We start from the raw sequence: 14,407 nt of genomic DNA, 5'->3' as shown, positions 1-14,407 counted from the left end.
CAATGACCGTGACCTCTCGTGGAAATACTTCGTCATCAGTTCCTCAGTCACTCATCGATGGAGACTACAGAGTGGTGGTCTTCGGGGTTCTCGTCGTTTTCATTGGCACTTTGACCATTCTGGGGAGACTTCGACGTTGTAGGTGAACTGTTCGGCCTGAGGCGTGTTTCTGTGCCGTCTCGGCATTCTGTGGAATTCGTAGCTGCTATTCTCGCTCTCAAATTGTGTCGAATGAAGTGACAACCTCACTTGTTGAATACACTGGTACTAGATATTGCTCATCGAAATCAGAGTCGTCGCTCCAGACGCTTGCTTCACAAGCAAGTGCACAGGCAACATACAATACATCGTCAGGGTCTGTCGCCCCAATCGCCTTGTCGGCCTGCTCAATGAACGGATAGAAGTCTGCAGCGGGGACGACATCGATATATTGAAAAAGTAGTTCAATGAACTGATTGACTCGGTCCCCATCCATGCCGGATTTCTTGACGATAATATCTTCGTAGTTCCCGATTTTGTCGTGGACAATTTCAGGAGTTAGAAGATCTGATTCAAGTGTGACAATGAGTTCACGTGTTTTCGAATTCGCGATAAGTGCAGAGATGACGACGTTGGCGTCGACAACCAGCTTCATTCGGTAATACTACCTTGACTCTTCTTCAAGGGATTTGCGTGCGCTCTGGTTGATCTTAGCGGAAATTTCCTCGACATCCTCATTGCTGAGTTTACTGTCAGCGGTGAGTTCGTCCATTAGGTCGAGCTTCTTGACTTTGTCTTCAATTGCCTGGCGGGTGACCTCGCTCCAGTTGATCTCTGGATGGTTTTCCATTCGCTGCTTGAGATCAACATCAACGTTGACTGTGATTGTGGGCATCCAGAGTACTGTGTTTTTCAGTCGATGACCTTGGTATTCTCATAGCGGTAGGTGAGTTCGAGTTTCCTGCAATGACTAGATAGCCTGCCGTGTGACCAGTACTGACCATCTTGCATCCGCCTGCGATTAGGCTGGAAGCAATAAGCGTCGATGCTTTTCCTTCCATTTGTCTCGACTGCTACTTGTTTCACACGTTCACAGACAGACACATCGATACACTCGCTTGGTAAAATGCCCCCGTCTGAAATCGCACTCCGTTGTTGAGTGACATCTTCCCGCGCCTGAAGCAACAGCCTCCTACCAACCACCGAGCGATTCGTTAGTCTCTTCGGGTTCGCACCTCGACGAGATGCTGACTATGCCACAGTACAGTCTCCTATCGCGTCCGAGGACGGACGGGATCGGAGTTACTTTTAGTCGAATGTTCTCAGCGCCGTTCACGTGCACATTCATTGTCAAGAATTCTATAATCTGGTCTTTTCCCCACGCTTCTCGTCAGGTCAACAAAACTCCTTTACAAAACCCACACCAATGGGTAGCAACGAGAGCCAAGCGCTCTATACAAAAATGCACGGACAAAATCAACAGCAGGCATACGATCGAGGCACATCAATTTTCTCCCCGGACGGCCGACTGTACCAAGTTGAATACGCTCGCGAAGCAGTCAAACGGGGCAGTGCCTGTGTCGGCATTCGGACGACTGACGGTGTGGTGCTCGCAGCCGAAATCAATACCCGATCACCGCTGATGGAATCATCGTCGGTCGAAAAGCTCCATAAGGCCGACACACACATCGGGATTGCCTCTGCCGGCCATGCTGCCGACGCTTGTCGATTGGTCGACAAGGCACGTCAGCATGCACAAGTTGAACAATGGCGCTATGATCAACCGATAAGTGTCGAGACGCTCACCACCGCTGTCTGTGATGATATTCAAGAACTTACGCAGAAAGGTGGTACACGGCCATTTGGAGTCGGGCTTCTTATTGGTGGCATCAGCAAGGGCGAACCCCAACTCTTCGAAGTAACGCCGGCTGGGACAACGTCCGAATGGAGAGCCACTGCAATCGGTGCGAAAAGTGATGACCTGCAAGCCACTCTCGAAGAGCAGTATAGAACCGACCTCTCGCTTGATAATGGTATCCAGGCAGTTTTTCAGGCTTTACAAAGCGTGAAAGACGATGAGTTCTCCGCAGCGGACGTCAGTGTTGCAACCATTGACTCGGATTCAAACCAGTACAAGACGGTAAATGAGGAAACAGTTGCAGAACACCTTCGTGATCTTTCTGGTCCAGATGAGTGAACCTAGGCAGTAGCCAATCTGGAGATACAATACTTTCTCAAGGCTTTTCACTGGTTTCAGATACCCCTGAAAGAAAATTATCAGTTATATTTCACGTTGGCCTTTGCCATTAACTTAAATCCAACTTGGAATGATGTGATTCTAGCTGTGCTATTCCGAAACATCCTCAAGATCAGCGCCCTCTTTCAACTCTTGACGCTTTTCCCCAGATTCTTTGCTACTCGGGACCAGTCCTCCTGAGTCAGATTTGGGCGAATGAAGCTCATTCTGTGATTCTGCTTCCTGATCTAGTTCACTCGGTGGGTGTTTGTCACCATTCTCGTAGACAGTTCCATCGCCGAGTGAAATCGAGGTTGCTAATTCGTCACTCAGTCGTTTCAAGATCGTTTCTGCACCGACCGATTTCAAGACCTCATCCATTGGACGTGGTGCCCACCAACGAACACCGGTGTCACGAATGTCCAGTCGCTCAATACGATCCTGGTTATAGAGTTCGTTCAATGTTGAACGAGTTGTTTCGGGACTTTCATCGACGATATCTGCGATATCTGTCGTCGCACTTGCAGGCCTCTCGGTAGCCAGTAGCGCATCAAGTGTTTGATCAAGCATTTCTTGATCATTGATCTGATCCGGTTCGTTCTGTTCTTTCACAGAAAACACTATACGATTGACTGGGATAAGCTAACCGGCGTTGTAATTTGAAGTACTGAACAGCAAAGTCCGGTTGAAGCCCCATGTTATAGGGTTCGGCGGGCTGGTGGGTGAGCGGTGGATTTCTCGCTTCACCCCTGCCCGTCAGCCGGAACGTACCCACGTATGTCGGGGAGAGTCGTTGCACGCGACAATACCCGACATTAGGTATCACACACTGAATATTGATATTAACCGGTAAACCGGCAAGAGATTCAAAGTACGCGAAAATTGGTGTACAGATGTTTAAATCAGTGAACGGTCCGTATTGAGAGATGGTTTAGTAGACTGGTTTCTGACACGCCTCATAAAGAAGATGCGAAAATAAAGTCACCACGTAGATGATGTCATCTTCGATTCTCTTCCGGTCACATAGGGCAAGAGAAAGCCCTCAACTATGGTTTAGTATTATTTTGCTGATATACAAACAAATAATATACCCTAATCGGCACTGTCTAGATAAGGAAACCCAGTGACTGCGATACGATCGACAAGATTTTCGCACTGTTCGAAAGAGACGAATTATTGACAGTGAGAGTGGCTGCACCGAGAGAAGACTGAATTCGGCAGTTTTACTGAAAACCTCGTCATGATGAGACAAAGTGATTCGTTCGCTACTTCCGCTACAGACGCTGAAACGCCACTCTACAACAGAATCGCTTAACTAGACAGTGCCGCCTAAACATTCGTGTCAATCTATAAATCGAAAGCTAGTTTTCGTCCATTCCTCTCTGGTTAAGTAGCTCTGGAATTTATAATATAGTATGGTCGAAGATAGTAACGCACAACATATGACTGACTCGCTTCAACGGCAAGCACAGTGCCTGCAGGAAACATCGCCTGAGAAGTACGGCCTCTTGAAAGCCTATCATGAGCGTGTCCGTGAAGCGCTTGAAGTCTGTTCGCGGAACTATCCCTCTACCAAGCAATTAAGTGAAAACCTTCCCGATTCCAATATGACTCCCCAAATGGTGGGGAATCTACTGGCATTACTCGTCCAGTTTGAGATTATCGAGATATTCAGCGAGCGCAACAATAGCAACCGCTATGACCTCACCCACTATGATCGCAAGCGAATGGACACGCTCAGTCAGATTCTTCAGCGAGTGGCAACTGGGTCGTAACACGCGAAATTCGAACGAAGAAACCTGAAACTTGCCGCGTGATCTGAATGGTTAGCTTTCGCCCGATAGGCAGGGGCCAAAGTCCAAACCGGGTTTATTCCGAGGGTCGCTCCTCAACCATACATATTCTCTACTTTTCAGCGCGTTTGACGAGACGCTTCAGATTGAGGTGACCAGCACCATGGTAGGTCTGTCCGCCGGGCGCGCTACTTGCGGTTTCCTGAATGAGCGATTCAATCTGTTCAACGCTAGCGTTGGGGCGGAGCGAACGAACAAGCGCAACCGCACCCGCAACCTGTGGGGCGGCCATTGAGGTGCCTGCTTTCCAGCCGTAGCCCGGTTCCGTATCAACGATTTCGCTTGGCTTGTCACCTTTGTCGTCCTCGTCAAGGCCGTCCTCGTAAGTCGTCTTCACGATCGTCGAGTAGACAAGGTCGTTATATGCGTCCTCGTTGCCCGCCTGAATTTCTTCGAGGTCAGCATTACCACCGGCGGCGCTAACATCGACTGCACTGCCATAATTGGTGTAGAAGGCAGGTTCGGTCGTCGGCTCTTCCAGCCGGTTGCCTGTAAGCCACTTTTCCTTGTTGTCGCTGTGCTTGTCCCCCCAGCCAACGCCAATGGGGCCAGTCGCGGCGACGCCGAAGACACCCTCGGCCTCCGTCGGGATACCGAGGGTGTTCTCTGGACTCATGTCGAGCGAGTCATTGCCTGCGGAGTTTACGATGACCGTTCCTTGTGAGCGGACGTACTCCGCGACCTGTTCTGCAATGCGGAGTTCTTCGGTCAAGAATGGATATTCATCGACGTAGACATATGGTGCGGGGAAGCCAACACTGTAGTTGATGGCATCACAGCCTGCTTCGGCGGCTTTCACCCACCCGGCGTAGCCGTCGCCCTGTTTTCCCTCCTCCCTGGAAAACATCCGATAGGAGACGATTTCGGTGTCCGGTGCCGTCCCGAGAACGCCACCGTTGGGACCGTCGTTGCTGTTGGTCGCGGCAATGATGCCAGCGACGTGTGTTCCGTGGTTGCCCGCGCCGTTGGGCCGCCAGTCGTACTCATCTTCCGAGACGTTTTCAGAGAGCTCATCATTGACGACGTCTTCGAGGTCGGGATGAGCGTCGTAGACGCCTGAGTCGACGACGGCGATGCGTGTGCCCTCGCCAGTCGTCGTGTCGTGGATGGACTTGCCGCCACCCGGCTTGTCGGTCAGCTCATTGTTGAGGTCCTGGATGCGTTTGTCCCACTGGTACTCGCTGTTCTTGGCCGACCCGTCGTGATTGTGGCTCGAACCCTTGCCGCTGGTGGTCGGCCCGTCCCGTGACTTGACGGCACCAGTGCGGTCGTCCCCCCGATTGATCACGCGGTCGGGGACTGTTGTACCGTTCACGCGTTCTTGGTCCCCACGTGCGACGAGTACGTCAGCCTGCGAGAGGTCGTGGATGATCTCGATGTCGTCAGGAATCTCCGAGCGGTCGACGTCACGGAGGTTGATGAAGAACCGCGAGTCCGAAGTGGTCGCTGTCGTAGTGCCGACGCCAAGTGTTGTCGCGCTGAGTGTTGCGCCGGTCAGTTGAAGGAACGTCCGTCTATCGTGCTTTACCATGACACATTCATTCAACAATTAATTACTATTAAATATTTCTTTTTATCTAATACGGTTACTATCGAAGATATATTATTTGATATATAAAAACATTATTTGAGTAGGATATCTCTTTTATAAAAGGGCTCAGTCTCCCCCTGTCTGTCTCAAACAAGCATTCACTGACGAGACCAGCTCTGGTATTAATCTATTTAAATATGTATTTTATGTTGAGTGAATCTTGTATCGAGAGCTCTGTTCATACGATGATATCTATTCCACATTGTGAACAAAGTTCAGACGATGAGTATAGATTGGCAGAAAGCGGTTCTGTAAATGGCTGTGTAGAAACTCTACACGCGCAGTCATGAAGGAACCTAATGTCAAGTAATATAATAGGATTCGACAGAGACGACAAACAGATCGTTGTCACGAAGGCGATCAAAACGCGAAGAGGAGAGGGACGAGACAAAAACGTCTCGGAAGAATTCTGGTCTCTCTTGAGAATTGTGACGAGGATCATCACTTATAGTACCGACGACAAACCGCAGATCAGTATGACGCCCACTATTCAACTAGAGAGAACACGATGAGACGGTCGTCCATAGGAGTGGTACTGCTCTGTTTCACACTCTTAATTGCCGGATGTACCACTGGAGCTTCTAATAACGAAAACAAAACTTCGACCGTAACTCCAACCACGATCGAGAACACAACGACACCGGTACCGGGGACAACGCTCACGTCAACCGCAGAACGAGCTACAGGCGCCGAGAGCCTACACAAGGGAGAGTACTACCGATTGAACACGACAGTTGGCGGGCCAGTCATCGAGTTTGAAGTGCTTGAGAGTGCTGGCGAGGAGGTCACAGTTAAGATCACAGGCACACCGGCAGATGGCAATTCATCAACTACGACAGTGCGAGGCACTACTAAATCCGTGTTCAAACAGGTGATTAACTCTCAGACAGGGTTTGGTTTCTTCCTCCTCGCGCGGGCCCCGACGGTTATTGTTGACGGCCGAGATCTCGTGGTCGGCGAAACGTTCACCGTCGACAGCACCGATGTGACGGTCGGTGGTGAAACCCCCGAGCCCGGAACATTCTCGGTTACTGTGACTGGTACCGATACCGTGAACGGGATTGATTGTACAACAGTCAAAATGCTTCTCAATAACCAGTCGAAACAGACGGCCTGTGTGAACCCAGATCTCCTCTTTGCGCCACGAACGACTCTTTATAATGATGAAGGAGAATCAACTGGGTCGATTGTCCTTGAAGAGTACCGCACGCGACGGACGAACGGAACAACAAAATAAATATGGTGAAATACAAAAATAGATGGCTCTTGGGTTCCTCCCCCGCCGCAAGCGACGGGGTTTCCTCGCTACAACAAAAGCGATGAGACTGAATGTAATGTGATATTAGTGAAAATTTATGCCTGGCTATTTGATCAGGAGATACAATCCACACTACACTACGTATTGACATCCTCCCAAGCCTAAAGATACGGGTATGCGCTCGATTCTATATTAGATCGCGGTCAATCTGCTCTTCTTCTGAAAGAGCGACAATCTCATCATCCTGATCTTCGTTGGGCGATGATGACAATGATGCAACCAGCATGCTACGAATTGGTTTGCTTTTGAACATTAAGATTAGTCGGTAATATAGTATAATATGCTTTCTGGAGGTTCCAACGAATGCTGATATTGCATATTACTGGATACTCAGGGAGTTTATTGCCTTGTCTGACCTAAGGTATAGATAATAAGGGTTGAAGCGGTGGTTCGTTCGGCAGTTCTGTTCATCCCGTTTGCACGCATCGCTAACACAGGATGCCACCAAGGCCATCACAGTCGCAATTGTCCGGTTCAGCATCGTTTCGCTCTCTTCCGACGGAGATACGTCGAGGGTTCCATCGTCCGTCGCGGTTTCGACTGCAGTTATGTGCTTATAGCAAGCGTTGCAGTGGACGTGATGCAGGCACAACAGGCCATCAGTTTGTCTGTTACGTCGTCGATAGAGATGGTGTATTGGTGATACGGACGTATCTCCGTAACGAATAGCGTATCCGTAAAGACGAGTCACGCATCCAATGCTTCGACGACGTCTTCTACTGTGAACAGGCGAAGATCGTCCCGCTCTTCGGCGACCTCTTCGATGGAGTGTTTAAATCCACTCCGCGAGAAGAGAGCATACTCCTCAACTCGCTCACTTCCATCATCGGGTACCCATCTGGGCCACTCTTCTTGTCGAGTTTGAAACCTGATTGCTGATACGTGAAACTACGGAACTCTCGCGGTTTCTTCCAATTCAACGAGCCAATGTCATACCCTTTCGCTTTGAGCTTCCCGAGATTAGTGACATTCGTTGCAATCCGCTCAATAGCGGTTTGCAGGACTTTCGAGTAGACTTGCTTGAGGTCGGTTCACCACGTTTTCAACTCTGGAAGCTCGTCACGAATCTTGGTAACGCGCTGTTTAACGGTGCCTTCCGATTCAGAGATTTGGTCGAATCAGTACAGACCGTGGTTATAGGTTTGTCTCACGATGTCCCGTGTCCAGTCGAGCGACTCCTCTTGGGAGTCGGTTTCTGGGAACTGTGGGTATCGGGGACCGTACTTCATGCGTTGTACTTCCGGAAACTGTTTACAATGGCTTAACTACCTGGATTCAGGTGTGTGCTGCATGTGCTGGTGCTGTATCCCCTCCCCTACTCGCTTCCCTTCAGTCGCTCCTTGAGGAAGGGAGCTTAGCACCCTCTATTTTTGCTAAGATATTCCGGTACCATCTATTTGATCAAACTCGTACAGTGGAAGAACTCCATACATAGTACACATATTCTGACAGGATCTGGAGGGTACTACACGTCTCCGAAATGAGCGGGAAGTGAAAACAATTCATCAACTTCATACTTGATAGCGGCCACAATTTTATATAAATCAATGCCAAATATTAACATAGAGGAGCAAAGACAAACTGTGTATCTGTTTCAGATGGTGAAAACAAATCTGTTGGACATAGTCTGACTGTTTCACATGCCATGTGTGTTACATTATAGAGTCAGCACTTCTCACCCCCATAATGACTGAACGCAAATCCCCGTCCGACGATGAGGACAAGCAGAGAGATACTGTCGTCTGCCAGACCGAGTTCGATCCGGCAACAGACTGCGCCAGTGAAGCAGTGATCAGAGCCGTTGCGATACTGAACGACGTTGATCCTACTGACCTCGCGCCCCTTTCTGAGGTTGTTGATCCTGACGCACTTGATGCGCTCTTCGCACCAAACGCTAGTGGAATTTCGCGCAACACAAATGGACATATTCTATTCAATTACGATGCATATTACGTTAGAGTCGATAGCAGTGGACAGATTACAGTCCAGCAGTTTGACTCAGGAATTGATGACTAACTTGGCGTGGTGACATCTTCTCGGCGCTAACGCACGGGGCTTCCTCACCCACTACTGGGTGGTTCGTTGGTCTCTTAGGGTTCGCACCCCGACGAGGTACTGGCTATGCCACGGAGCCGTTACTCCTATTTCGTCCGGGAAACGGACGAGACTCAGAGTTACTTGGTTATTTTGCGTCGGTTCGCGTGTCCGTGGGCTTACTTGTTTGTTTCGGCTTCCGCCGTGGCAAACACCGAGTCAACTGCCAGTTTACGGACTGTCGGTGACCGAATGATAACATCATTCGGTTCGAAACTAAGAGATAGGCACGGAGAGTACCTGAGGCTTCTGAATAGGACGTTTGAACAAATGAAGATGGCGCTGTATCCTCGCCTAAAGGACGGGGTTTAGCGCCTGCATTAAACATAACACGGTAGATTGCTCTTCAACTGTATCGTTGTTACGGAATTGCAGGCAAGAAAGCCTCGCCTTTAAGCGCGGGGATGAATTGCCCTCTTTGGTAACTTTCCCCGCATAGTATTGTCTTAGGTACTCCTCCGACGTATCTCTATTTATTCGACGTGGTCTCTCCACGCCCATATCAGGACAATCAGAAAAATACGGATCCATTCGACCGAAGCTCAAAGATATCCCTTTGGGATTCGTCGGTACCGGTGGCGGCACAAGTACCTCCGAACTTGCCGACAATCGTTCGTCCCCTGCTGGAAACGGTGGGAGCATCTGATTCGGGGATAGGAAACGGCTGTGTGACACAGCCAGTGAATGCCATTCCGTGATGGATTGAACTCTCGACAAGGACCGTTTCGTTCACGAACCTTAAACATCTCACAGAACCTGCTGTGGTGCGATGGGAGTCTTCACCCTTCAGGGCGAGCGAGGGGGATGTCAATTAGTTTGGCGACTCTTGAGCGTCGACAATTTTGAGGAGATGTTCGAGTCGTTCACTAGTCCGACACCGTACAGTCTCGCTACGCTCGTCGTATTCAACGACACCAGAATCAGCGAGTGTCGGAAGGTGTATGTGGAGAAGCCTGATCCGTGCCTGTTCAGAGCTGTTGAGGTTGTCGATTTCTTTGTGAACGTAGTCAGCCAATTGGGTAAGCTTAGTCGTTGCTGTCTTTTCGGCAATAAAATACCGGATAATCTCCCGTCGTATGGGTTTTTTTAGTAATTTACTGGCAGTACTTAACGTGAGGTCGGGGGTTAATGGGTCGTCCGTACGCAGTGGTGCACTCATCGTTGGTATTGGTTGTGTTCGTTGGGGACGCATCACTTCTGTAACACGACACACCGGGACAGCATAGACGGAAACAAAAGATAATCCGGAGGCGAGCTGTGCTATCTTTCTATATATCACTGAATGAATGGCACTTAAAGTTTGTGCTTATTAGGTGAGAATTTAGGACGATATCGAGTGAAATGCCTGAAAACGACGGAGAGAAAGCTTAAAACGAATGCAGCAAATATACCTAAGACCGTAATTGTAATAATACATTAGCCGTTTTCAGCTCCGGAATTGTGACAACCATTCTATAAGATGGGATAATCGATCGTCTTTCCTCTATAAACTGAAAATGGTCAGAGTCGTATTTTTGCCACTTAGTTCGGCTGAAACGGCGATGAATATCCTTGATCCCGTTTAAGATCGCGAATGTGGAGAGTACGCGCTGGAAACCGATGAAAGCAATACACCAGCAACAGTGTGCGACGCCCTTCACGAGCATCTCTATACAGCACGGACATCGTTCGGCACCCCTCGTTCAGACGCGATCACCATTTTCTTGCAAACCATCGCTCTCGAGACCACTAGCTTTCCTCGAACAAAGCGATATCACACTCGTCGCTCTTTTTCCGTTCACACGATTTCAGCACATTCGTTCGGTTTGTGAACGAATGGACTGATGCCGAACGCGTTGGCGTGAGTAGTTGTATCGGCATCTATTGGCTAGAGACTAGCAGGAGAGGTGGGTCAAAGAACACTCAAGAATGTGAATCTCAACGTAGCAATATTTCAACAATAATCTTATCCAGGACATCCTGTCGGATTCGTTCCAGCAATCGATAGCAGATTATCAATAACATCAACAACCCACTTACCGATACCTGCGAAGATGATTGCTCTGGCAACATTACATGCGAGATAGGCGATTGCTCTATGGACTTGCTTGTCGAGTGACGACGTATCCATGGTAACAATAGCAAGAGATGCTGCACCATAGAGTCGGGCCAATGTCTGTCCATAAGCAGCAACGATGCCAATGGCGAATGCACCCGGTGTCGCAAGCGCACCTGCGGAACTCATAGTAGAGAGCAAGATATTGTACGCGTAGATAACTCGATCAATTTCCCGAATTGCCTTTCGAATTCCTTCCTCAGATGATCCACCACCACTCTGATCGGGGAGTACACCAAGTAATTCACCAGTCTTTTCATCGATGTTCCAGAATGCAAATGGAGCCCCAGTGGTTGGTACGAGCTGGTAATCAGACTCACTGAATACATCCATGGTATCGAATAATTGGTCCCAGAGGTCTGCACGCTCATCACCCCATTCATCAATTGTGGCATCATCGATAGCTCCGTACTCATCCAATTGTTTGTCTGCCAATAATGAGTGAGTACTCGTCTTGAAGAGTTCACTCTCTATTATTGCAAGTCGGGCTGTCTTTTCTACGGTGATTTCAAACGCTTCCTGTGGATCATCCGCAGCTGTCGCAAAGTTCGAAAATGGAAGGAGATCCACATGCTGAACCACACGCTTTTCGTCGAAAACAGGATACTCTTGATACAGTGTTACCCGTAATCCAGTGTGGAATGTGAGCGAGTGGTCAGTGATCGCTTCGGGAAGTGGTCCAGTGAGCAAACAAAATTCAGGTGGGATATGTGTGAACCCTGCGTCCAACTGACGATTGAGTTCTTTTTCATCGCCGTCGATCAGCGCTTGGTCGATACCATCCACAGAGAGTTTCGCAGTAAGAAGATCGTCAAGCCAGATTGATTCAGCTGGAGCTGCAGCCTCGAACGAGAGCAAATTACTCCCGAATAGAGAGCTCGTCACATCATCTACCATATCCTGTGTGACGGGCTGTTTTTCGTGGCGAACAGGATCATACCCAGCTAATGTACGGATTACCTCTTGTTTGTCAATCGTCACCGTAAGATAGAGTCCTGCAAGATGAGGCGGTAGTGCGGGTGAACTGGGAATAGAGTACTGAGTTTGGTCCTCAATATCGCTGTCAGCAATACTAACGCGAACATGACGCTTCCCCGACGAACCCATGGGTGCTGGTGATCCATAGGTCAGTGTGTATGTGGGAAGCGTTGGTGCTTGTTTTTCAAGATAATCGATGACTGCCTTCTGTGCAGTCGCGTGATCGCCTGCCGGTTTAACCACCCCACCGGTGAGATCCGCCATCTTTTGCAACTCAGGGTCTTCATTCTCGAAAACACTGAGCATTATTGCAGGAGGTCCTTGCTGAAGTGCAGTTTCGATCTCGGGGGAGAGTTCATCATTTACGTGTCCATCAGTCGCATAGACGATGAGATTCGCATCGGAGCCTGCTGCACGATCTAAGTATGTCCACAGATCAGAGTTTGTTTCCCAGTGTCGGATGTCAGAGTTCGGATACTCACTGAGGATATGCGAGCGGAGTGCCGTGACTAATTCCGTCATTCCATCTCCAAGATAGCGATTGGGCATACTCAACGAAGTGTCCGATAGGATAACCACACGAGGAGCCTGTTGATTACTCGTCATTGAAATTCCGACTGGCTTTTGTTCTTCTGTAACTCTGAATGCCGTCGCGGGGAGTTGCTCTACTGGTTTTCCTGTCTCGTCGGTCGCATGGACATCAAGTTGAATTTCTGGAAATCGTCCACTATCAACTGTCACATCAAGCCGAGACACATCACTTGATACTGGTCCACCTTCAGATCGAACAAATGGCTCTCCGTTGCGAGAGACCGTGTCATCTTCCTCAATATGGAGCCTATCACCCGCTCGCGTTACAGCATCACCTGTCACAGACAACTCACCAGACTCGTTTTTATCTAGGTCAACAGCCTGCATCGTGAGAGCGGGGATAAATGTCTGGATATCACGAAAAGTGGTGGTTGGCTGCTCAAACGAATCGATACCCGGTAGGGTCTGAAGCAGAAGTTGGCGGCCAACCAATTCGTCGGCACTCCAAGTCCCAGAGACGAGTTCAAATGATTCTTCTGGATCGTCAGCTGTCACAGCTGAGAGGGTCACCTCCACAGGTAGTGTTTCGGATGCATCAGGAGCGATTTCAAGAGAGTCGGTCGAATCACGGCTCTCACCAAAGGGTAAATCGAGATCAAATAGGTCTGCATAATAGTCGTCTCCATCAATCACGACACGAACGACTGGCAAAGCACCACTCTCCCAGTCAAATTCTTGGGGATAAACTTCTGTAGATGGCACCTGCTGAAGCAGATGGTTAGCGAGGCGCTGACTCTCGCGACCCTGTTCGTCGATTGTATCCACGGTTTGGACGTCTTTCGCTGATTGATCGAGTCGTTTGTGCCACTCTTCTATTTGCTTTTCGTCAATTTGTGGTGCAAATTGTCGTTCAAGGGGTTGCCAAAGTAAACGCTTCATTTGTGTCGGGTCGTCTAAACCCTCACCGATCAGTACCTCAGCCGTCCATCCGGCACGGCGATATAGATATGCCAGCAATTCAGCCTTCTCACGGGGTGTTCCTGCACCACCTCGCAATGTTCCTCGGATACCCCATCGAACTCGAGTACCATTATGATTGAATTGATCAATCTCATCCGGATAGGTGACTATCTCATCACGAACAAATCGGAATATTTTCTCTGGATCCGGATTGTCGGTGGTAACTAACCGGGTGGCACGAGCTGGTAGATGGTCCGGACTAGTTTGGAGCGCCGTTCTGAGCTCTTCCCAGACTGTAAATGGAACGTGTTCACTATCTTTCGGGCGACCCAGGATATCGTCAATGAATGCACATCCCGCTACACTCATTGCAGCTGTGGTCATACCAGCCGTTTTCAAGTAGTCGCGTCTGTTGAATTCGGTATTTTTGTTCATATTCGTCATTTATAAGCACTTGTTTTCGATTAGACCACGTTAAATACCTAAACGAGCGTAATTCAGGCCTATTCAGATTCTACGTGGTTGCGTGCTGATTCACTATTTTGTGCTATTTCGCCCGTGCTATGGAACTGCGGTAGTCCTTACCTGCATCTGTTTCATGTACGGATCACAGTGAATCTATTACGAGAAACAAAAGAAGAGCGATTATAGTTATCTAGCGGAACTGTTCCTGTTGATGAAATTGTTTCGTAGCCGGCACTGTCTAGTTAGGCCAGTTTAAGAAGCGAGCAGTTCCGTGGTTTTGGTGTCTATGCTCAACCAAGAACTGCTC

Annotated in this window: 10 protein-coding genes and 1 pseudogene; 4 read left to right on the top strand and 7 right to left on the bottom strand. The window is 49.0% G+C overall.

The window, feature by feature from the left end:
- Window positions 1–217: 217 nt before the first annotated feature.
- Both AC1XDK_RS19620 and AC1XDK_RS19615 read right to left on the bottom strand, forming a co-directional pair.
- Window positions 218–634: a PIN domain-containing protein gene (locus AC1XDK_RS19620; RefSeq protein WP_483351663.1), complete on the bottom strand. Its 417-nt coding sequence runs from the start codon at window positions 632–634 to the stop codon at window positions 218–220.
- A 9-nt stretch (window positions 635–643) separates the two neighbouring features.
- A complete protein-coding gene (locus tag AC1XDK_RS19615; protein WP_483351662.1) occupies window positions 644–874 on the bottom strand; it encodes a hypothetical protein in 231 nt (76 codons plus the stop codon).
- A 567-nt stretch (window positions 875–1,441) separates the two neighbouring features.
- Between AC1XDK_RS19615 and psmA the strand changes: the two genes are divergently transcribed.
- Complete coding sequence (psmA, locus tag AC1XDK_RS19610; RefSeq protein WP_483351929.1) at window positions 1,442–2,176, top strand: archaeal proteasome endopeptidase complex subunit alpha; 735 nt, start codon at window positions 1,442–1,444, stop codon at window positions 2,174–2,176.
- Between the two features lie 150 nt (window positions 2,177–2,326).
- Here psmA and AC1XDK_RS19605 read toward each other — a convergent pair whose 3' ends face one another.
- Window positions 2,327–2,827, bottom strand: coding sequence for a hypothetical protein (locus AC1XDK_RS19605; RefSeq protein ID WP_483351661.1), 501 nt, complete (start codon window positions 2,825–2,827; stop codon window positions 2,327–2,329).
- An 803-nt stretch (window positions 2,828–3,630) separates the two neighbouring features.
- Here AC1XDK_RS19605 and AC1XDK_RS19600 point away from each other — a divergent pair.
- Window positions 3,631–3,990, top strand: a complete 360-nt coding sequence (locus AC1XDK_RS19600; RefSeq protein WP_483351660.1) for a hypothetical protein — start codon at window positions 3,631–3,633, stop codon at window positions 3,988–3,990.
- Window positions 3,991–4,120: 130 nt separating this feature from the next.
- Here the strand turns inward: AC1XDK_RS19600 and AC1XDK_RS19595 are convergent, their stop codons facing one another.
- Window positions 4,121–5,599, bottom strand: a complete 1,479-nt coding sequence (locus tag AC1XDK_RS19595) for a S8 family peptidase (RefSeq protein ID WP_483351659.1) — start codon at window positions 5,597–5,599, stop codon at window positions 4,121–4,123.
- 781 nt (window positions 5,600–6,380) lie between these two features.
- On the opposite strand from AC1XDK_RS19595, the gene AC1XDK_RS19590 reads away from it, so the two are divergent.
- Window positions 6,381–6,896 (top strand): hypothetical protein, encoded by a 516-nt coding sequence (locus AC1XDK_RS19590; RefSeq protein WP_483351658.1) that lies wholly within the window; start codon window positions 6,381–6,383, stop codon window positions 6,894–6,896.
- Between the two features lie 884 nt (window positions 6,897–7,780).
- On the opposite strand, the pseudogene AC1XDK_RS19585 reads toward AC1XDK_RS19590, so the two are convergent.
- A pseudogene (locus AC1XDK_RS19585) lies at window positions 7,781–8,086 on the bottom strand (RNA-guided endonuclease TnpB family protein); the annotation flags it as partial.
- Between the two features lie 577 nt (window positions 8,087–8,663).
- On the opposite strand from AC1XDK_RS19585, the gene ddfA reads away from it, so the two are divergent.
- Window positions 8,664–8,993, top strand: coding sequence for a DdfA family disk-determining factor (gene ddfA / locus AC1XDK_RS19580; protein ID WP_483351657.1), 330 nt, complete (start codon window positions 8,664–8,666; stop codon window positions 8,991–8,993).
- An 889-nt stretch (window positions 8,994–9,882) separates the two neighbouring features.
- On the opposite strand, the gene AC1XDK_RS19575 is transcribed toward ddfA, so the two are convergent.
- Together AC1XDK_RS19575 and AC1XDK_RS19570 are read right to left on the bottom strand one after the other, a co-directional pair.
- Window positions 9,883–10,230: a DUF7344 domain-containing protein gene (locus AC1XDK_RS19575; protein WP_483351656.1), complete on the bottom strand. Its 348-nt coding sequence runs from the start codon at window positions 10,228–10,230 to the stop codon at window positions 9,883–9,885.
- Between the two features lie 786 nt (window positions 10,231–11,016).
- Entirely contained in the window at window positions 11,017–14,079 is a 3,063-nt protein-coding gene (locus AC1XDK_RS19570) for a twin-arginine translocation signal domain-containing protein (RefSeq protein ID WP_483351655.1), read from the bottom strand.
- Window positions 14,080–14,407: the final 328 nt, after the last annotated feature.

The organism is Haladaptatus sp. HS23 (assembly GCF_056892285.1).
Note: the sequence above shows the minus strand (reverse complement) of the source record. Positions and strands in the feature narration are given on the sequence as shown.